Origin of the sequence: Manganibacter manganicus, assembly GCF_002075885.1 — a bacterium.
Lineage (GTDB): Bacteria > Pseudomonadota > Alphaproteobacteria > Rhizobiales > Rhizobiaceae > Mesorhizobium > Mesorhizobium manganicum.
In genome coordinates this window covers 1-13,541 of sequence record NZ_MDET01000018.1, presented here as the reverse complement: position 1 = coordinate 13,541, position 13,541 = coordinate 1, and the positions used below count along the sequence as shown (strand labels likewise).

The window sequence follows — 13,541 nt, the reverse complement described above, 5'->3', positions numbered from 1 at the left end:
CTGCTCAGGCAACCCTTTCGATCAGACGGCGGACACGGCCGATATCGTTGCTGATGAACGATTGCAGGCCGATGGCCACCTGCTCGGGCGCCATGGAAGCGATAAAGGCTTCCAGTTCGGCGTCCGACAGGGAATCCCACCACTGTACGCGGCAATAGTCCTGCGAGCCGTGAAAATGATCTGCTCCGCCCAGCACCTCATCGACATAGCGGCCGTAGATGATGCATTCGGAAAACTTTCGCTCAGCCCCGATCGCCTCCGCCCAATGGCGGCCGGCGACGTCTTCGATATGACGACACATGGCAAGCTGCGTGTCGCGCCGCCAGGCGATCAGCGTCGTGATGTAGTCGTGGCGCAGGCGAGACCGCTCCGTAATGCCGAGCAGTTTTGCGGCATTATCGGACCAGACATGATGGTCGGCAAGGCGCCGCCCCTCCAGACCATCGTCACGCCGAAACAGCCGCGTCTTGCCGTCGCGCTGGAAGATCCCGCAATCGAACGGTTTCAGAAAGGCGACATCGGAATCGCAATAGACCAAAATATCTTCCGGCACGTGCCCGGCGACGGCGATACGACGCAATTGCTGAACATGCCAGCCGCGCAGTGGCTTGGTCCGCAAGCTCAGCCAGATGCGTCGGCGAAAAAGGCTCGTCGGATCATCGAACGGGCGTAGCCAGCCGGGCAGCAGCGCGCGCTCGTCAATGATGGTGCGGCGCGCGCCGGCCAATTGCCGAAACAGCGTGACATCGCGTTTTTCGACCAGGATATAATGCCGGTCGAAACCGCTGACCTGGCGGTCCATGGTCTCGCAAAGCAGGCGGCAGCGTTCGAAATCCCGCCTATAACTGGGGGTGACAATAGCAAAACGCGGCTGCACGGACGGCGCTCTTTCCGCAAACCGCTCTGAGGCAACGCGGCTGTTCATTCGCGCACGCTCCCGCTGGTCCGCCCACTCGCTTTTGGACCGAACAACTTTTGGATAGCGACACGCGCCAGAAAGAGCGGATTGCCCAAGACATAACGCCGCCAAAGCCGCTTCGGCTCCAGGCCCATGCGAAAAACCCATTCCAGCCGTAGGCGCCTCACCCATTTCGGCGCACGCGGAACCGCACCGGCAAGGAAGTCGAAAAGTGCGCCAACCGCAATTGCTACAGTGCAATGGCGCTGATCGAGATGACGCGCCATCCACAATTCCTGGCGCGGCATGCCCATCGCCACCAGCAGGATATCCGGTCGTACTTCCGCGAGTTGACGCAGAATGCCGGGTTCGTCCGCCGGGGAGAAAAAACCGTCATGCATGACTGGATACCGATGCTGCGGCGCAACTATTTTTAGCTTGTCCGCCGCCGCCTCGACGTTACAGCGCGACGCGCCGAGCAAGCCCACCGTGATTGGAGGCGTGGCGAAACGCAGCAGCGCGGGCACGAAATCAGTGCCGTTCAGATTGGCCCGAAACGGTACGCCATAGAGCAGCTTTGCCGCGATATCGACGCCAACCCCGTCGGGCAGAATGAGAAAATCCTGCAATGCCGACGCAAAATCGGGATTGGTCGTGGCAAGGTTGGCACCATGAGCGTTGAGAAAACCCAGTTTGGTGAAGCGCCGCTCCTTGATGCGGCGTTCGAGCAGATCGAGGGCCTCGGCCCGCTCGATATTGGCGACGGCGACGCCCAGAATTTTACGTGCCGTGTCAGCCCCGGCAATGGGCTTGGCATGAACATTCATGCGCCGACCTCCTGCCTGCGTGCGGTAAGCGTGGCAAGGCCACGCGCAACCGCTGCGTCGAGCGCCTTCAACTGGCTGGCATGGAAGGCAGCGCCATCGGCGTCGCGCGGCGCCTTTGCCGCTGCGGCGAGCCCATTGGCAAAGGCCACAGGATCGTCGGTAACGACGCAATTGACCGGCCGATAGCCGATGCCACGCAATGAACGGCTGGTGGCGACCGATGGCAGGCCGAGTTCAAAGGTCTCGATGGTTTTCAGTTGCACGCCGCTGCCGGCAGTGCTGATCAGCGGCACGACGGCACCGGAGCGCACAAAGGCGCGGGCATCCGGCACACGACCGACAAATTCGACCCCCGGATGCGAACTACTCATGCCTTGCGGTATATTGCCGGCAATGCGAACTCGAAACGTGCCTGGCAGATGCGGCACGACTTTTTCCAGAAACCAGTCGAGGCCGATCCTGTTGGGTTGCCATGTCCATGTGCCGATGAGCGCCGCATCGCACGCTATGGCGCGGCTGGTCTTTGCCGGCACGGTTCGCATCGTCACCAATGGTAGCACTGCGGATTTCCTGTCGTCGGCAACGCCGAGCGGCGCCCTGTCATCCTGCGCCAGCGTGAAGACGAAATGCGCCTTTCGGCAAAGCCGCGCTTCCAGAATTTTCAAAAGCCGTGCCTCGCGACGAAACAGCCAGCGCTCGAGGCCCGAACTGGCCGCTGCATTCTCCTCTGCCGAGCGATATTCGACATTATGGGCGACGAAGATCGACGGCCTGTCGGCAAGCACCGCCTCGAACGCGGCAACGAATTGGACGGAATTCAAAATATAGCCGTCGAACGGCCCCGCATCGCGAATCCTCGCACGTATCGCCTCATCGGGCACCACAAGCAACTTTGCCGAAGCAAAGGTCAGGCCGGTTTTCAAGGCCTTGGCGAGCCACACCAGCTTGGTGCGCAATCCGGCATTTTGCGTGCGGACGTCAAGCGCACCCACAACCAGCGTATTGTCTGGATCGGCGGGTGATCGGTCCGGCCATGTGAAGCCGATGACAGTAACGTCGGCGCCGGCGCGGCGCAGCGCATCGATGATCGCCGCATTGGCGATCTCGTAGCCGGAGGCAAGCATGCCGTCGGGCACGATCGAAGTGGCAAACAGCAGACGCATCTCACCCTGTTCCTGAGCGGGTCGGTAGCAAAGCCGGGTGAAGCCTTGCTTAAACGCCAGCATCAGTAGCCATTAATCGAGATATTTCCGTGCCTTACCACTGAAGGTGATTAACGAAACGTTATCATCGTCATGATAATGGGAGCACACTTTCAGCAGTTGGCGCATCACGATGAATCCCCTGCCATCATCCGGTTCCATATCGATTGCAGGCCGCTCTCCAGACTTGGAGGCCGAGACGATCGAAGTGGTGGTGACGCTGCCCACCTTCAAGCGTCCGCGACAGGTGCTGGAAACGCTGGAATCGCTGCGCCGGCAAAAGACGACAAGGCGCTTCGCCGTGATCGTCATGGAAAACGAAGCCGAAACGCGCGAGGGTGCGCAAGCCACGCTGCCGCTTTTCGAGCGGGGCGATCTTGCCGGTCTGGTCATCATTGCGCATGAGAGGGGCAATTGCTGCGCCTATAATGCCGGCTGGCAGACCGCGATCCTGCAATTTCCCAATTTCCGCCATCTCATCGTTATCGACGATGACGAGACCGCCGCGCCCGATTGGCTGGAAACCATGTGCCGAGCCGCCGAAACCCTGCAGGCCGACATCGTCGGTGCACCGCAGGTGCCGGTCTTCTCCAATCCGGTTCACGCCGGATGGAACCAACATCCTGTATTTGCGCCGCCCTATCGGCAAAGCGGGCTGGTGCAGGCGCTCTATTCATCCGGCAATCTTCTGATAAGCCGCAAGGTACTGATGACGATGGAACAGCCGTTCCTCGACCTGAAGTTCAACTTTACCGGTGGCGGCGATTCCGACTTTCTCAGCCGCGCGAAGCAGAAAGGTTTTAGGCTCGGCTGGTGCGCGGAGGCGAAGGTCTTCGAGACGGTGCCGCCACGCCGAGTGGAAGCCGACTGGATACGCGCGCGGAGCCTGCGCAATGGCGCGCTTTCAACACTGGTAGAGAAGAAGAAGCGTGCTGGCACACCCTTTGCACGCACGAAGGTGCTGCTGAAAAGCCTTGCCTTGTTGACGGCATCACCAGTACGCGCCTTGCTGCGGTTGCTGCGCACCGGATCACCGGCGATCGCCTCCTACCCGATCTATGTCGCCATCGGACGCCTGGCGTCCGAGTTCGGATATGCCAATGAGCAATACCGCCAGCCTGAAAAGAACTGAGCGCGCGCCGCTGAGCGCCGCGTTCACGCGCCAGGGTATCGCCACCGCCATTGCCGCCCTGCTTCTTGCCGTCATTCTCGTGTCGTTCAGGCCCTTCGATCCTGCCGGCGTCCAGTTGGCCGGTGATAGCGGCGATATCGTCAATCAGGCCGGCTTCGGCATTCTGGGAGCCGTATCTCTGTTTTCGCTGACAACATTGACGGACGGGCGCGTACTTCGTGGCCTGCTCAGCCCGTCATGGATGCTGATGCTCGGCTTCTTCATGTTTTCCGTGATGATGGCAACCGACCCCGCCTCGGCCATGCGCACGGCCTCCTTCACGCTGATCGCCATGACAGCGATGGCAACGGTCCTGGCGCTGCCGAAGGATGCCGACGACTTTTCGACGGTGCTCATCTTCGCCGCCGTAATCGTCATCGGCCTGTCCTATATCGGTCTTGTGATATTTCCGAACGCCGCGATGCACACGGCAGAGTCGGCGGAACCCGAACATGCCGGCCTGTGGCGGGGCGTCTTCACGCACAAGAATATTGCCGGCCCGGTGATGGCCTGCTTCAGTTTCGCCGGGCTCTATCTTTTTCGCAGAGGCCGGCGGTTCTGGGGAGCCGTCATAATCGTCCTGGCGTTGAACTTCGTGCTGCATACAGGGTCCAAGACGACGCTGGCGCTGGTGCCCTTTTCCATCCTCATGGTGATGTTGCCGGGAATGATCGGCTTGCGATTCTGCACACCCATTCTCTTCGTTGCCGCCATTACTGTCACCGCGCTCGGGACGCTCGGCATCGTGTTCCTGCCACCAATGAAGCATCTGGCCGCCAGCTATTTTCCACATCTGACCTATACCGGGCGCACGACCATCTGGCAGTTCGCCGGAGAGATGTTGGCAGATCGGCCATGGACCGGCTATGGTTATGAGAGTTTCTGGGGCACGCCACTGCTTCTCAACCAAGGCCAACCCTTCGACCGGGCATGGGATGTCCGCAATATCGTCCACGGTCACAATGGGTACCTCGACATCGCCGTGCTGATGGGCATACCCGCTGTCTGCATAGCCACGTACACGTTCGTCATCGCTCCGGCACGCGATTATCTGCGCATTTTCCCGTTCAAGGAAAACATCTATCTGGGCGATTTCTTCATGATGGTGGTGCTGTTCACCTCTCTCAACGGCTTTCTGGAAAGTTTTTTCTTCCGGCGGGCCGATCCGGTCTGGATGTTCTTCGTGCTCGGTTTGTTCGGCCTACGGCAGGCTTCGCGGCGCTCGTTTGTGCCGCGCCGCGCCGTGTAACGGCCTTTCACAGCAGGCTGAAAGGCTTTAAGGCAGAGCAGTTCTGGGAGACGCCTCATGACGATCAGACTCATTCTCGCCGGCTGCGGCAATATGGGCTATGCAATGCTGAAAGGCTGGCTGGACGCCGGCAAACTCGCTAAGGGCCACGTCCTCGTCGTCGAACCCAACGATGAATTGCGCGAGCGGGCCGAAGCGCTTGGATGCCAAGGGGTTGCGGATGCCGCGGGCATTCCGGCGAATGCATCCCCTCAATTGATAGTGCTGGCGGTAAAGCCGCAAGTGATCCGCGCCGTGGCCGAAGCCTACAGGCGTTTTGCCGATGGCCGCACCACCTACGTATCGGTTGCGGCCGGGACATCGGTGGCCACGCTGGAAGACAGCCTGGGCGGCAGGCCGCCAGTCATGCGTTGCATGCCCAACACGCCAGCGGCAATCGGCAAAGGGATGATGGTGGTGTTCTCCAATCCGCAGGTCGGCGAGGCGGTGAAACAGCAGGTTCTCGACCTGCTTTCTGCAAGCGGTGAAGTGGCGACGATTGCCGATGAAAAGCTGATGGATGCGGTAACGGCGGTTTCCGGCTCCGGCCCGGCCTATATTTTCCATTTTATCGAAGCCTTGACGGCAGCAGCACAGCAGGCCGGCTTGCCCGAACAGACGGCGAAACTGCTTGCCATGCAAACGGTTTACGGGGCAGCCACGCTGGCCGCGCAAAGCGGCGAGGAGCCGGGCGTGTTGCGCCAGCAGGTGACAAGCCCGAACGGCACGACGGCCGCAGCCCTTGGCGTGCTGATGGGCGACGACAGGCTGACCCGGCTGGTCACGGAGGCCGTCGAGGCCGCACGGCTCAGATCGATCGAACTCGGCAGATAGCGGCTGGCGTGGAAATGGCCATTCCAATCCGTGCTGCCGATTGTTACGGTATACCCATGAAAGCGACGAGGCCCGGCGCCGGACGATTTTCATGGGTTCTGGCAATGATCCTGCTGACCGGTTGCGGATCGTTTGGGGTGTCGGGCAATGTCGATCCTATCAAATTCGACACGATGAGTTGCACCGACCTCAATGGCGAAATTGGCGAAACGGCAATCGCCATATCCGATGCCGCGGTGCGACGCGGCAAAATCAGCCGAGTCAACGTCCCATTCTGGGTGCCAGGCGGCACAAAGGCGGTTACGGCGCTGAAAAACCGACGCACGACCCAGATTGAACACTTGCAAGCAAAGCAGGACGCACTTGGAACGGCCAGGAAACTGCGCTGCAACTAGGATCAGGTCAGCTAGGGTCAGGACCCATTAATCTGGTCGAAATGGCGCCTGAAACGGCAAAGTGATGCAAGAAGAAGCGCGAAGAACGGGATTGTTCCCCTGGTCGAGCGGTTCGACGCAGCAGTTCACAGCCGTTTTGGCGTCCACAGGATGTGGTTCGCGCTGCTTCTTCTTGATTTACTTAGCCGCGTTTATGCGACGCCAGGCGATTCCGTCTGGCAGCAAAATGCTCTGGCGATCAGATGCCCGCGCCGCCTTGCAAATCCTGATCGCCCGGCCTCGCCAGCCCGATCACCTCGAAAACGGCATCCGCATGGCTCAGAAACCACGCCCAGGCCGGCTTGCCGTCGAAGATGATATCTTCGGCATGCCCTGCCTTGCGGCACAGGGCGCGCGCGGCACGCTCGCGTAGATTTGTCATTTGCACAAAAGACATACCAAAGCCTCCACAAATGATGTCATTTGCGTTCAGGCTCAGGCCGGATGAACTGCCCCGCTCACGCAGGGCCCACGTACATCTGAGTTAAGATATCTTCTCACTATTCCGCCCACTGTCAAGAGCAGTTCAGACAAGCATCATGCATGGAAAATAATGGTGCTGCCAGAGAGGATTGAAAGCTGGCCGCATCGCCTGAAAACCCCGGATTTCCGGGCTTCTTGGAAATCGTCTTGTAGCTGTTCCTTGTAGCAATCGCAACAAGGCTAACCCTATGGAGACGGACCAAATGACCATCGATAAAACCCCATCCCTCCCGAACACTGACGCCGAGGCCATCACCTTTGCGCTGGACCGCCTTGAGCCGTTCGAGGTGGCCGACTTCCTGTCAGACTATCGAGATGGAAAAGACCTAACGCCGTGGCTTGACGCATGGCATCAGGATCGACGGGCCGCGTAAGACGCCGCCGTTCCATCCATCTCGGATCATTGAGGCCTCGGCTTCAGGCGTCGAGGCTTTTCTATTTGACTATTTACTAAATTATCGATATGCGCTGAAGCATCATCCAAATAAATATAGACATACGAACACCATATATACTCCGTTAGAAGAACCATTGTAAGGTAATTCTCTGGAGGGACTGTGGGGTATAGCACGATCCACCAAGGGCGACCTTGGGGGTGAAAGGTATGGATACTTAAGGAGGCCTCATCACCCTCTACGGTATCGACACCATCATCCATGGAGAGTGGGTTCTGTTGACATCGTGAATAGGGGTCTAGGGATCACCGAGAGGTCACTCCCTACTGATGAGCGCCAGTTAGCGCGAAACCCATACCGTTAGGAGATACCAGCACGTGAACAGTGCGAATACACTTGGACTACCATCAGGACTCCTTGATGAAGACGCCCCCCAAAATGCACTTGCCTCACTGGACACAGGGATATCAGACGGCAGACTTACAGCAGAGACTATTCACGAACTCCTCGCCTATGATCCCGACACTGGGACACTGACATGGCGAGAGAGAGACCGACGCCACTTTAAGACCGATGGTGAACAGAGAGGATGGAACACGCGGAACGCGGGAAACGTAGCAGGGAGCCGAAACTCTAGCGGCTACTTGCAAGTGACGATCTTCGGGCAGCACCGCCGCCTTGCGCATGTACTTGCATGGGTCATTCAAACGGGCCAGTGGCCGCTGCATCAAGTGGACCACATCAACCACGTGCCCGCCGACAACCGCTGGAAAAACCTCAGAGAGGTCACGCCTGATGAGAATATGCGCAACCTTGGGAGGAGGAGAAAGAGCAGTACCTCCACCGTCACAGGGGTCCATTTCGATAAGAAATCAGGCAAGTGGAGAGCGCAGATAAGAGAGGATGGACGGACTCGCGACCTAGGAATCTCCGATACGGAAGACGAGGCCATACGGGCACGAAAGGCCGCTGAGATTGCATTAGGCTACCACCCTAACCACGGTATAGACACGGCCAAGGGTGAGCGGCCTTTGTTTGGCGACAGGATAGAGAGGTGGACCGACGAGGAGGAGGGCCGTAATGACCTCCCGTAACCGCCGTATCACCGCCGCCAGAGACGTTAAGCGCCGCGCCAAGCTGCCTCCTCCAGAGATAGCCGAAAGGTGCGCGGCGTTTGGATGTGCCAGTCTCACACAGCGATCCAAGGGAAAGGGCTTCTCGGAGGTCTATTGCGCCCAGCATATCGAGCGTATCCGCCGCCACGGCCATCCTACCAGAAGCAGTTACCGGGCTTGGGAACTGAAACCATACCGGCAGGCAGCAAAGGCGTGGCTGAGGCTCCATCAAGAGGATTTCTACGTGCGGTCAGCCATCGCACAGCTTGATTCCCTCATGGCCGTACAAGGGCGTTCCAAGGACTTCTATCATCAGCGTTCAATGCTACCGAAGGACAAGGCGCGAAACATTCTCGCAAGGCTCCATGAGGCAGGAAAGACCGGGGAGAAACTTCTGGAAATCGTCCTCACCATCAAGGCCGCACACGCGGAGCTAGGGCCATGGGGCTATCCAGACTGGCTGCACGTCCAGATAGCAAAGCAGGCAAAAGGTCTTCGCGGGGTCAGCGGTACGCAATACCCCTGCATGGTCAAGAAGTACGCATACCGTTCACCCAGAGGGGCAGGACTCTACATGCGACTCTTGGGGGCCATGATCGAGGAGAGAGCCCGCGATGCCGCCGACAGTGAAGCCGTCGAGGAGGTCAGGGCACTAGCAGGAACAAGGAGGAGCCATTGAGGCAATCCATCGAGACATCCAGTGGAAGCGTAGGGGATAGAGAGGCCCGCCAAATGGAAGCCCATGAGGACGCCTCCACTCCCAGCCGCGACATTCACCACGACCCTTGGCTAATTCCTGCCAGTGCCGACCTCATGTCCCTCGCCATGTCCATCCTCAAGAACCTTGAAACCATCCGCCCCAAGACCAGCCGCCAGAGGTCCAACGCGAAGGAACGACGCCGGGACATCGTGATGAACGTCGTTGCCAGTCTCGCCCTAATCGCCCGCCATTACCCAGAAGGAACCCGCCTCGCCATCAGCGCCGAAAACACCAAGCGCACCCGTTATGATCGCATAGGGGTCTCCCGCGAGGTATTCATGCAGATGGTCAGGGAGATGGAGGCGGCCAGATACCTTATTCGCCACAAGGGAGCGCGGCGACAGGCACGAACGACCATTGAGCCGACGCTGCATTTTTGCCATCTGGTCTCCGACATGGAAATCTGGTTTGGCCGCGCCGAGGGGGCAGAAACGATTATCCTGAAAGCCAGCACCGGCAGAGACCGTCCCAAAGTCCTCATCGACTACGAGGACACCGCTGAGACCGAAACCATGCAGGCCGAAATGGCAATCGTTAACACCATGCTTGGTGGCGCGGACATAAAGCTAGGCACCGTGCCGACCCCCGCGCCGCCATTCCTTACGCGGCGCTTCCAGATCGATAACCCCGACGAACCGCATACGTTCGATCAGCACGGGCGGCTATACGGCGGCTTCTGGATGTCGATGGAGAAGACCGAGCGCCACCTTCTCAGCGTCAATGGCGAACCCGTGACGGACCTCGATTTTACCGGCATGTTTGTCCAACTTGCCTACCGGGAAGCGGGCCTTGCACTGCCGAATAGCGACCCATACGAGGGCATAGAAGGCCTTCCCCGCGCCGCCGCTAAATTGGGCATCTCAGCCTTGCTTTGCCGCTCAGGGCCTATGTGCAGACTCCCCAAAGGCATCAGGGAACTTGTAGGAAATGCGTGGTCTGCCAAGCGCCTCAGCGCCGCCCTGGAGGAGAGACATCCCGGCATCGCCAATCTATTCGGCAAGGGGCTGGGCCTACGGCTGATGAAAACCGAAAGCGAAATCTTGCTGGCGGCACTGGGGCAGCTTTTCGCACAGGGCATTCCGGCGCTTCCCATGCACGATGGCCTGATGGTTCCGGCATCAAGTGAAGAAGCGGCACAGCGGGCCATGGCGCGAGCTTCCATCAGCGTTATCGGCGTTGCGCTTCCCATCGCAAAAAAGCGGATTGCGAGACCAAATAACGATAACTCCCCGCCTATGGACTAGTAGTAGCCCCTCCCTGTATAGGCTTTAAGTTAGCAGCCGGGAAGGTTACTCTCAGCATATGGCCTCTCCCCTCCCATCGTCGGCCTAATACCGGATGGATGGACAGGAGGCCGTGGCATGATGAAGGCAGGAAACCGAGGTATAATGCTCAATGTGACCAACACCATACCGGGATACTCTTTGACTATCCTTCCGGTATAGGGGTAGAAGGATGGAGATAGCCCTCTTCTCCTCTCGGTTACTCCCAGCACCATCTTTCAAGTCCCAAGAGGTCTCCCCGCAAGGTATCCCATCCGTGCGGTATCTCTTCCAGCATCCCCCCATCCCCATGTTACCCGCCATGTCCACCTCCATGCCTTCACCCTCCAGCTACCACCCGGTGAGGGAGAGGGTCTTATGAATGAGTATCAGGGAGGAGCGTGGGGGAGTCCATAAGGTATCGGAGGGAGAGTTATGTCATCACCTTGTTCCAATCAACATCATAGCCAACGGCTACAAGTTCTTTCGCCAAAGCTACCTTCCATGCGCCTGCGGGGTCTAGCTCAGTCCACACTATGCCCAGAATATCGGAAGGTAGTTCTAGGTCCCCGACCTTGAGCGCACATACCCGTTCGCGACCGAGGCGACCGATGAAGTAGCCTAGTTCAAGTATGACATTCTGACGTGCCCGTAGCTTCTGACCTTCATCTTTCGCTCCTCCAACGTCATCCGGCGTGAGCACGATGACCGCAAAGCCCACGTCAGCATAAGTTTCAAACTTCTCGATGACCGTTTTGCCAAGGTTCGCTTGCTCATGCAGGATTACCGGCTCAAATCCCATACGTTCAAGATGACGGGCAACTGCCTCTCTAGGCCCAGAATCATGACCATGAACAACAAACACCCGCCTTATGTCTAAGCTCGGCAAGTTGCGGCTAGATGGTGCCGAGACCACTACGGCAGCCCCCGCCTCCTCAATGCGTTCCTCAAGTACTGATATTGCTTGCGCTAATAAATCAAGTGACTCTTGCTTTCGTTTGGCAAGACTAATTCTTATCTCGCCTAAAGATGTTGACTTATACATATTGATAGGCCAATCGAAGGCCGAGGCGCGGTGATACCTGCGGTATTCTACTGTGTCGTTGCCGAAAGTCCGAATTAACGCCTCATCGATTGACGCCCTGAGTGACCGCACGGCAGATGTGGGATCGTCTGCCGGAACGGTATCCGGCTCAAAGGCCTCTACCTCTTGGACCCTTTTTCGGAGCCGAGGGATTGCTTGTTGCATCTCCTGCACCGTGAGCGACGCTGGATGTGGCCCAACGAACCCTGTTGCCTTCTTCACCATATGAAATCCCCTACACCCAAGACCCAATCTGAGTCGCCATACTTCAATCTCGCATATCGAATTTCAATCCCGGATCGCCGCAAAGGGGTGGCTCACTCGACACTCAGTATATACGTGACAGCGGGCGGACTTACCCCCTCGCCCCAGTCCCCAGCCCTTCCCAAACGCAACAGATGGCCTTCCCATCAGATCGATACCGGGTGGCACTCCCTACGCCCGGTATTTAACAATCACAACCTACGTTGACATTAGATAAATAGGCCGCTAGACCCCCCTTGAAGCGTTCAACAGGGGGCCTTGGGCCGTGAAACAGTACGTAATCTATGGCCTGCTGCCGGTTTCGTGGACACCGAGATAAGGTGTTTAACGGAACTGGAGAGAGGGAATGCAGAGAAGGAAGTTCAGCCGCGAGTTCAAGCTTGAGGCAGTGAGACTGGTGAAGGATCGGGGCGTTGCGGTTGCGCAGGCCGCCCGTGATCTGGATCTCCATGAGAACGTGCTGCGCAAATGGATCAGGGATCTTGCTGCCGATCCGCAGCATGCCTTTCCCGGTCATGGCCAGATGAAGCCGGAGCAGCTCGAGATCGACCGGCTGCGCAAGGAAGTCGCCAAACTGAAGGCGGAGCGCGACATCCTAAAAAAGGCCGCAGCCTACTTCGCGAGGGAAGCGATATGAGGTTCGCTTTCATCGCGAGGCACCGGGGCATCTGGCCGGTGGCATGGCTGTGCAGTGCACTGGATGTATCCCGCTCAGGCTTCCATGCCTGGCTCAACCGTAGCCCCAGCGTCCGCTCGCGGCACGACGAGATACTCGTCTCCCGGATCGACCGCAGCTTCAAGAGCAGTGACCGCACCTATGGCGCCCGTCGTGTCTGGCATGACGTCCTGGCCGAGGGTCTGTCCTGCGGCCTGCATCGCGTCGAGAGGCTCATGCGGGAGAACGGGTTGCGTGCCCGGCCGCGCCGCCGTGGGCTGCCGAAGGACGCCGGCGAGCGGACCGCCGTCTCGGACAACCTCCTCGACCGCGCCTTCGAGGCATCGGCTCCGAACCAGAAGTGGATCGCCGACTTCACCTACATCTGGACCGCCGAAGGTTGGCTCTACGTTGCCGCCGTCGTCGACCTGTTCTCCCGGCGCGTCGTCGGCTGGGCGATGAAGGCGGAGATGACGGCCCAACTCGTCACCGACGCCCTCATCATGGCGATCTGGCGCAGAGGAAAACCCGATAGCCTGCTTCATCATTCGGACCAGGGATCGCAATACACCAGTGAGCAGTTCCAGCGCCTGATGGCTGACCACGGCATCACCTGTTCGATGAGCCGGTCGGGCAACGTCTGGGACAATGCTGCGATGGAGAGCTTCTTCTCGTCGCTCAAGACAGAGCGGACGGCCCGCAAGGTCTACAGGAGGAGGGACGACGCCAGGGCGGATGTGTTCGATTACATCGAACGCTTCTACAACCCTCGGCGACGGCACTCGACACTGGGCTATCTCAGCCCCGTCGAGTTCGAGGAGCAAGCTATGTTAGCTTAACCTGGTGTCCGAAAAACCGGCAGCAGGCCA

General features: G+C 58.8%; 14 protein-coding genes. 9 read left to right on the top strand and 5 right to left on the bottom strand.

What is annotated here, in order from left to right; all coding sequences use genetic code 11:
- Positions 1-4: 4 nt before the first annotated feature.
- Genes BFN67_RS12615 through BFN67_RS12605 form a run of 3 tightly spaced genes read right to left on the bottom strand, consistent with a single transcriptional unit; the run spans position 5 to position 2,888 of the window.
- On the bottom strand, positions 5-925 hold the full coding sequence (locus BFN67_RS12615; RefSeq protein WP_080919928.1) for a DUF6492 family protein: 921 nt from the start codon (positions 923-925) through the stop codon (positions 5-7).
- Positions 922-1,725, bottom strand: a complete 804-nt coding sequence (locus tag BFN67_RS12610; RefSeq protein WP_080919927.1) for a WecB/TagA/CpsF family glycosyltransferase — start codon at positions 1,723-1,725, stop codon at positions 922-924. The genes BFN67_RS12615 and BFN67_RS12610 overlap by 4 nt, the downstream gene beginning before the upstream one ends.
- The gene (locus BFN67_RS12605) at positions 1,722-2,888 is read right to left on the bottom strand and encodes a glycosyltransferase (protein ID WP_080919926.1); all 1,167 of its coding nucleotides are present in this window, start codon (positions 2,886-2,888) and stop codon (positions 1,722-1,724) included. The genes BFN67_RS12610 and BFN67_RS12605 overlap by 4 nt, the downstream gene beginning before the upstream one ends.
- 172 nt (positions 2,889-3,060) lie before the next feature.
- Between BFN67_RS12605 and BFN67_RS12600 the strand changes: the two genes are divergently transcribed.
- From BFN67_RS12600 to BFN67_RS12585, 4 genes are all read left to right on the top strand, one after another.
- A complete protein-coding gene (locus tag BFN67_RS12600; RefSeq protein ID WP_080919925.1) occupies positions 3,061-4,059 on the top strand; it encodes a glycosyltransferase family 2 protein in 999 nt (332 codons plus the stop codon).
- Complete coding sequence (locus tag BFN67_RS12595) at positions 4,028-5,347, top strand: O-antigen ligase family protein (RefSeq protein WP_080919924.1); 1,320 nt, start codon at positions 4,028-4,030, stop codon at positions 5,345-5,347. Before BFN67_RS12600 ends, BFN67_RS12595 begins: the two co-directional genes overlap by 32 nt.
- A gap of 57 nt (positions 5,348-5,404) precedes the next feature.
- Positions 5,405-6,220, top strand: coding sequence for a pyrroline-5-carboxylate reductase (proC, locus tag BFN67_RS12590; RefSeq protein ID WP_080919923.1), 816 nt, complete (start codon positions 5,405-5,407; stop codon positions 6,218-6,220).
- Positions 6,221-6,324: 104 nt separating this feature from the next.
- On the top strand, positions 6,325-6,615 hold the full coding sequence (locus BFN67_RS12585; protein WP_080919922.1) for a hypothetical protein: 291 nt from the start codon (positions 6,325-6,327) through the stop codon (positions 6,613-6,615).
- Between the two features lie 238 nt (positions 6,616-6,853).
- On the opposite strand, the gene BFN67_RS12580 is transcribed toward BFN67_RS12585, so the two are convergent.
- The gene (locus BFN67_RS12580; RefSeq protein WP_080919921.1) at positions 6,854-7,051 is read right to left on the bottom strand and encodes a hypothetical protein; all 198 of its coding nucleotides are present in this window, start codon (positions 7,049-7,051) and stop codon (positions 6,854-6,856) included.
- A gap of 289 nt (positions 7,052-7,340) precedes the next feature.
- Between BFN67_RS12580 and BFN67_RS24555 the strand changes: the two genes are divergently transcribed.
- From BFN67_RS24555 to BFN67_RS12560, 4 genes are all read left to right on the top strand, one after another.
- Complete coding sequence (locus BFN67_RS24555; protein ID WP_192856827.1) at positions 7,341-7,511, top strand: hypothetical protein; 171 nt, start codon at positions 7,341-7,343, stop codon at positions 7,509-7,511.
- A 398-nt stretch (positions 7,512-7,909) separates the two neighbouring features.
- The gene (locus tag BFN67_RS12570; RefSeq protein ID WP_204842171.1) at positions 7,910-8,626 is read left to right on the top strand and encodes an HNH endonuclease; all 717 of its coding nucleotides are present in this window, start codon (positions 7,910-7,912) and stop codon (positions 8,624-8,626) included.
- Positions 8,613-9,326 (top strand): hypothetical protein, encoded by a 714-nt coding sequence (locus tag BFN67_RS24015; RefSeq protein WP_139789162.1) that lies wholly within the window; start codon positions 8,613-8,615, stop codon positions 9,324-9,326. Before BFN67_RS12570 ends, BFN67_RS24015 begins: the two co-directional genes overlap by 14 nt.
- Positions 9,323-10,651: a hypothetical protein gene (locus BFN67_RS12560; RefSeq protein WP_139789161.1), complete on the top strand. Its 1,329-nt coding sequence runs from the start codon at positions 9,323-9,325 to the stop codon at positions 10,649-10,651. The genes BFN67_RS24015 and BFN67_RS12560 overlap by 4 nt, the downstream gene beginning before the upstream one ends.
- 451 nt (positions 10,652-11,102) lie before the next feature.
- On the opposite strand, the gene BFN67_RS12555 is transcribed toward BFN67_RS12560, so the two are convergent.
- Positions 11,103-11,978 (bottom strand): TIR domain-containing protein, encoded by an 876-nt coding sequence (locus BFN67_RS12555; RefSeq protein ID WP_080919917.1) that lies wholly within the window; start codon positions 11,976-11,978, stop codon positions 11,103-11,105.
- A 385-nt stretch (positions 11,979-12,363) separates the two neighbouring features.
- Here BFN67_RS12555 and BFN67_RS12550 point away from each other — a divergent pair.
- Positions 12,364-13,511, top strand: a protein-coding gene (locus tag BFN67_RS12550; RefSeq protein WP_139789152.1) for an IS3 family transposase whose coding sequence is annotated in 2 segments (ribosomal slippage) — positions 12,364-12,613 and positions 12,613-13,511 — 1,149 coding nt in all. Because the reading frame shifts where the segments join, the coding sequence is not laid out codon by codon here.
- Positions 13,512-13,541 lie beyond the last annotated feature (30 nt).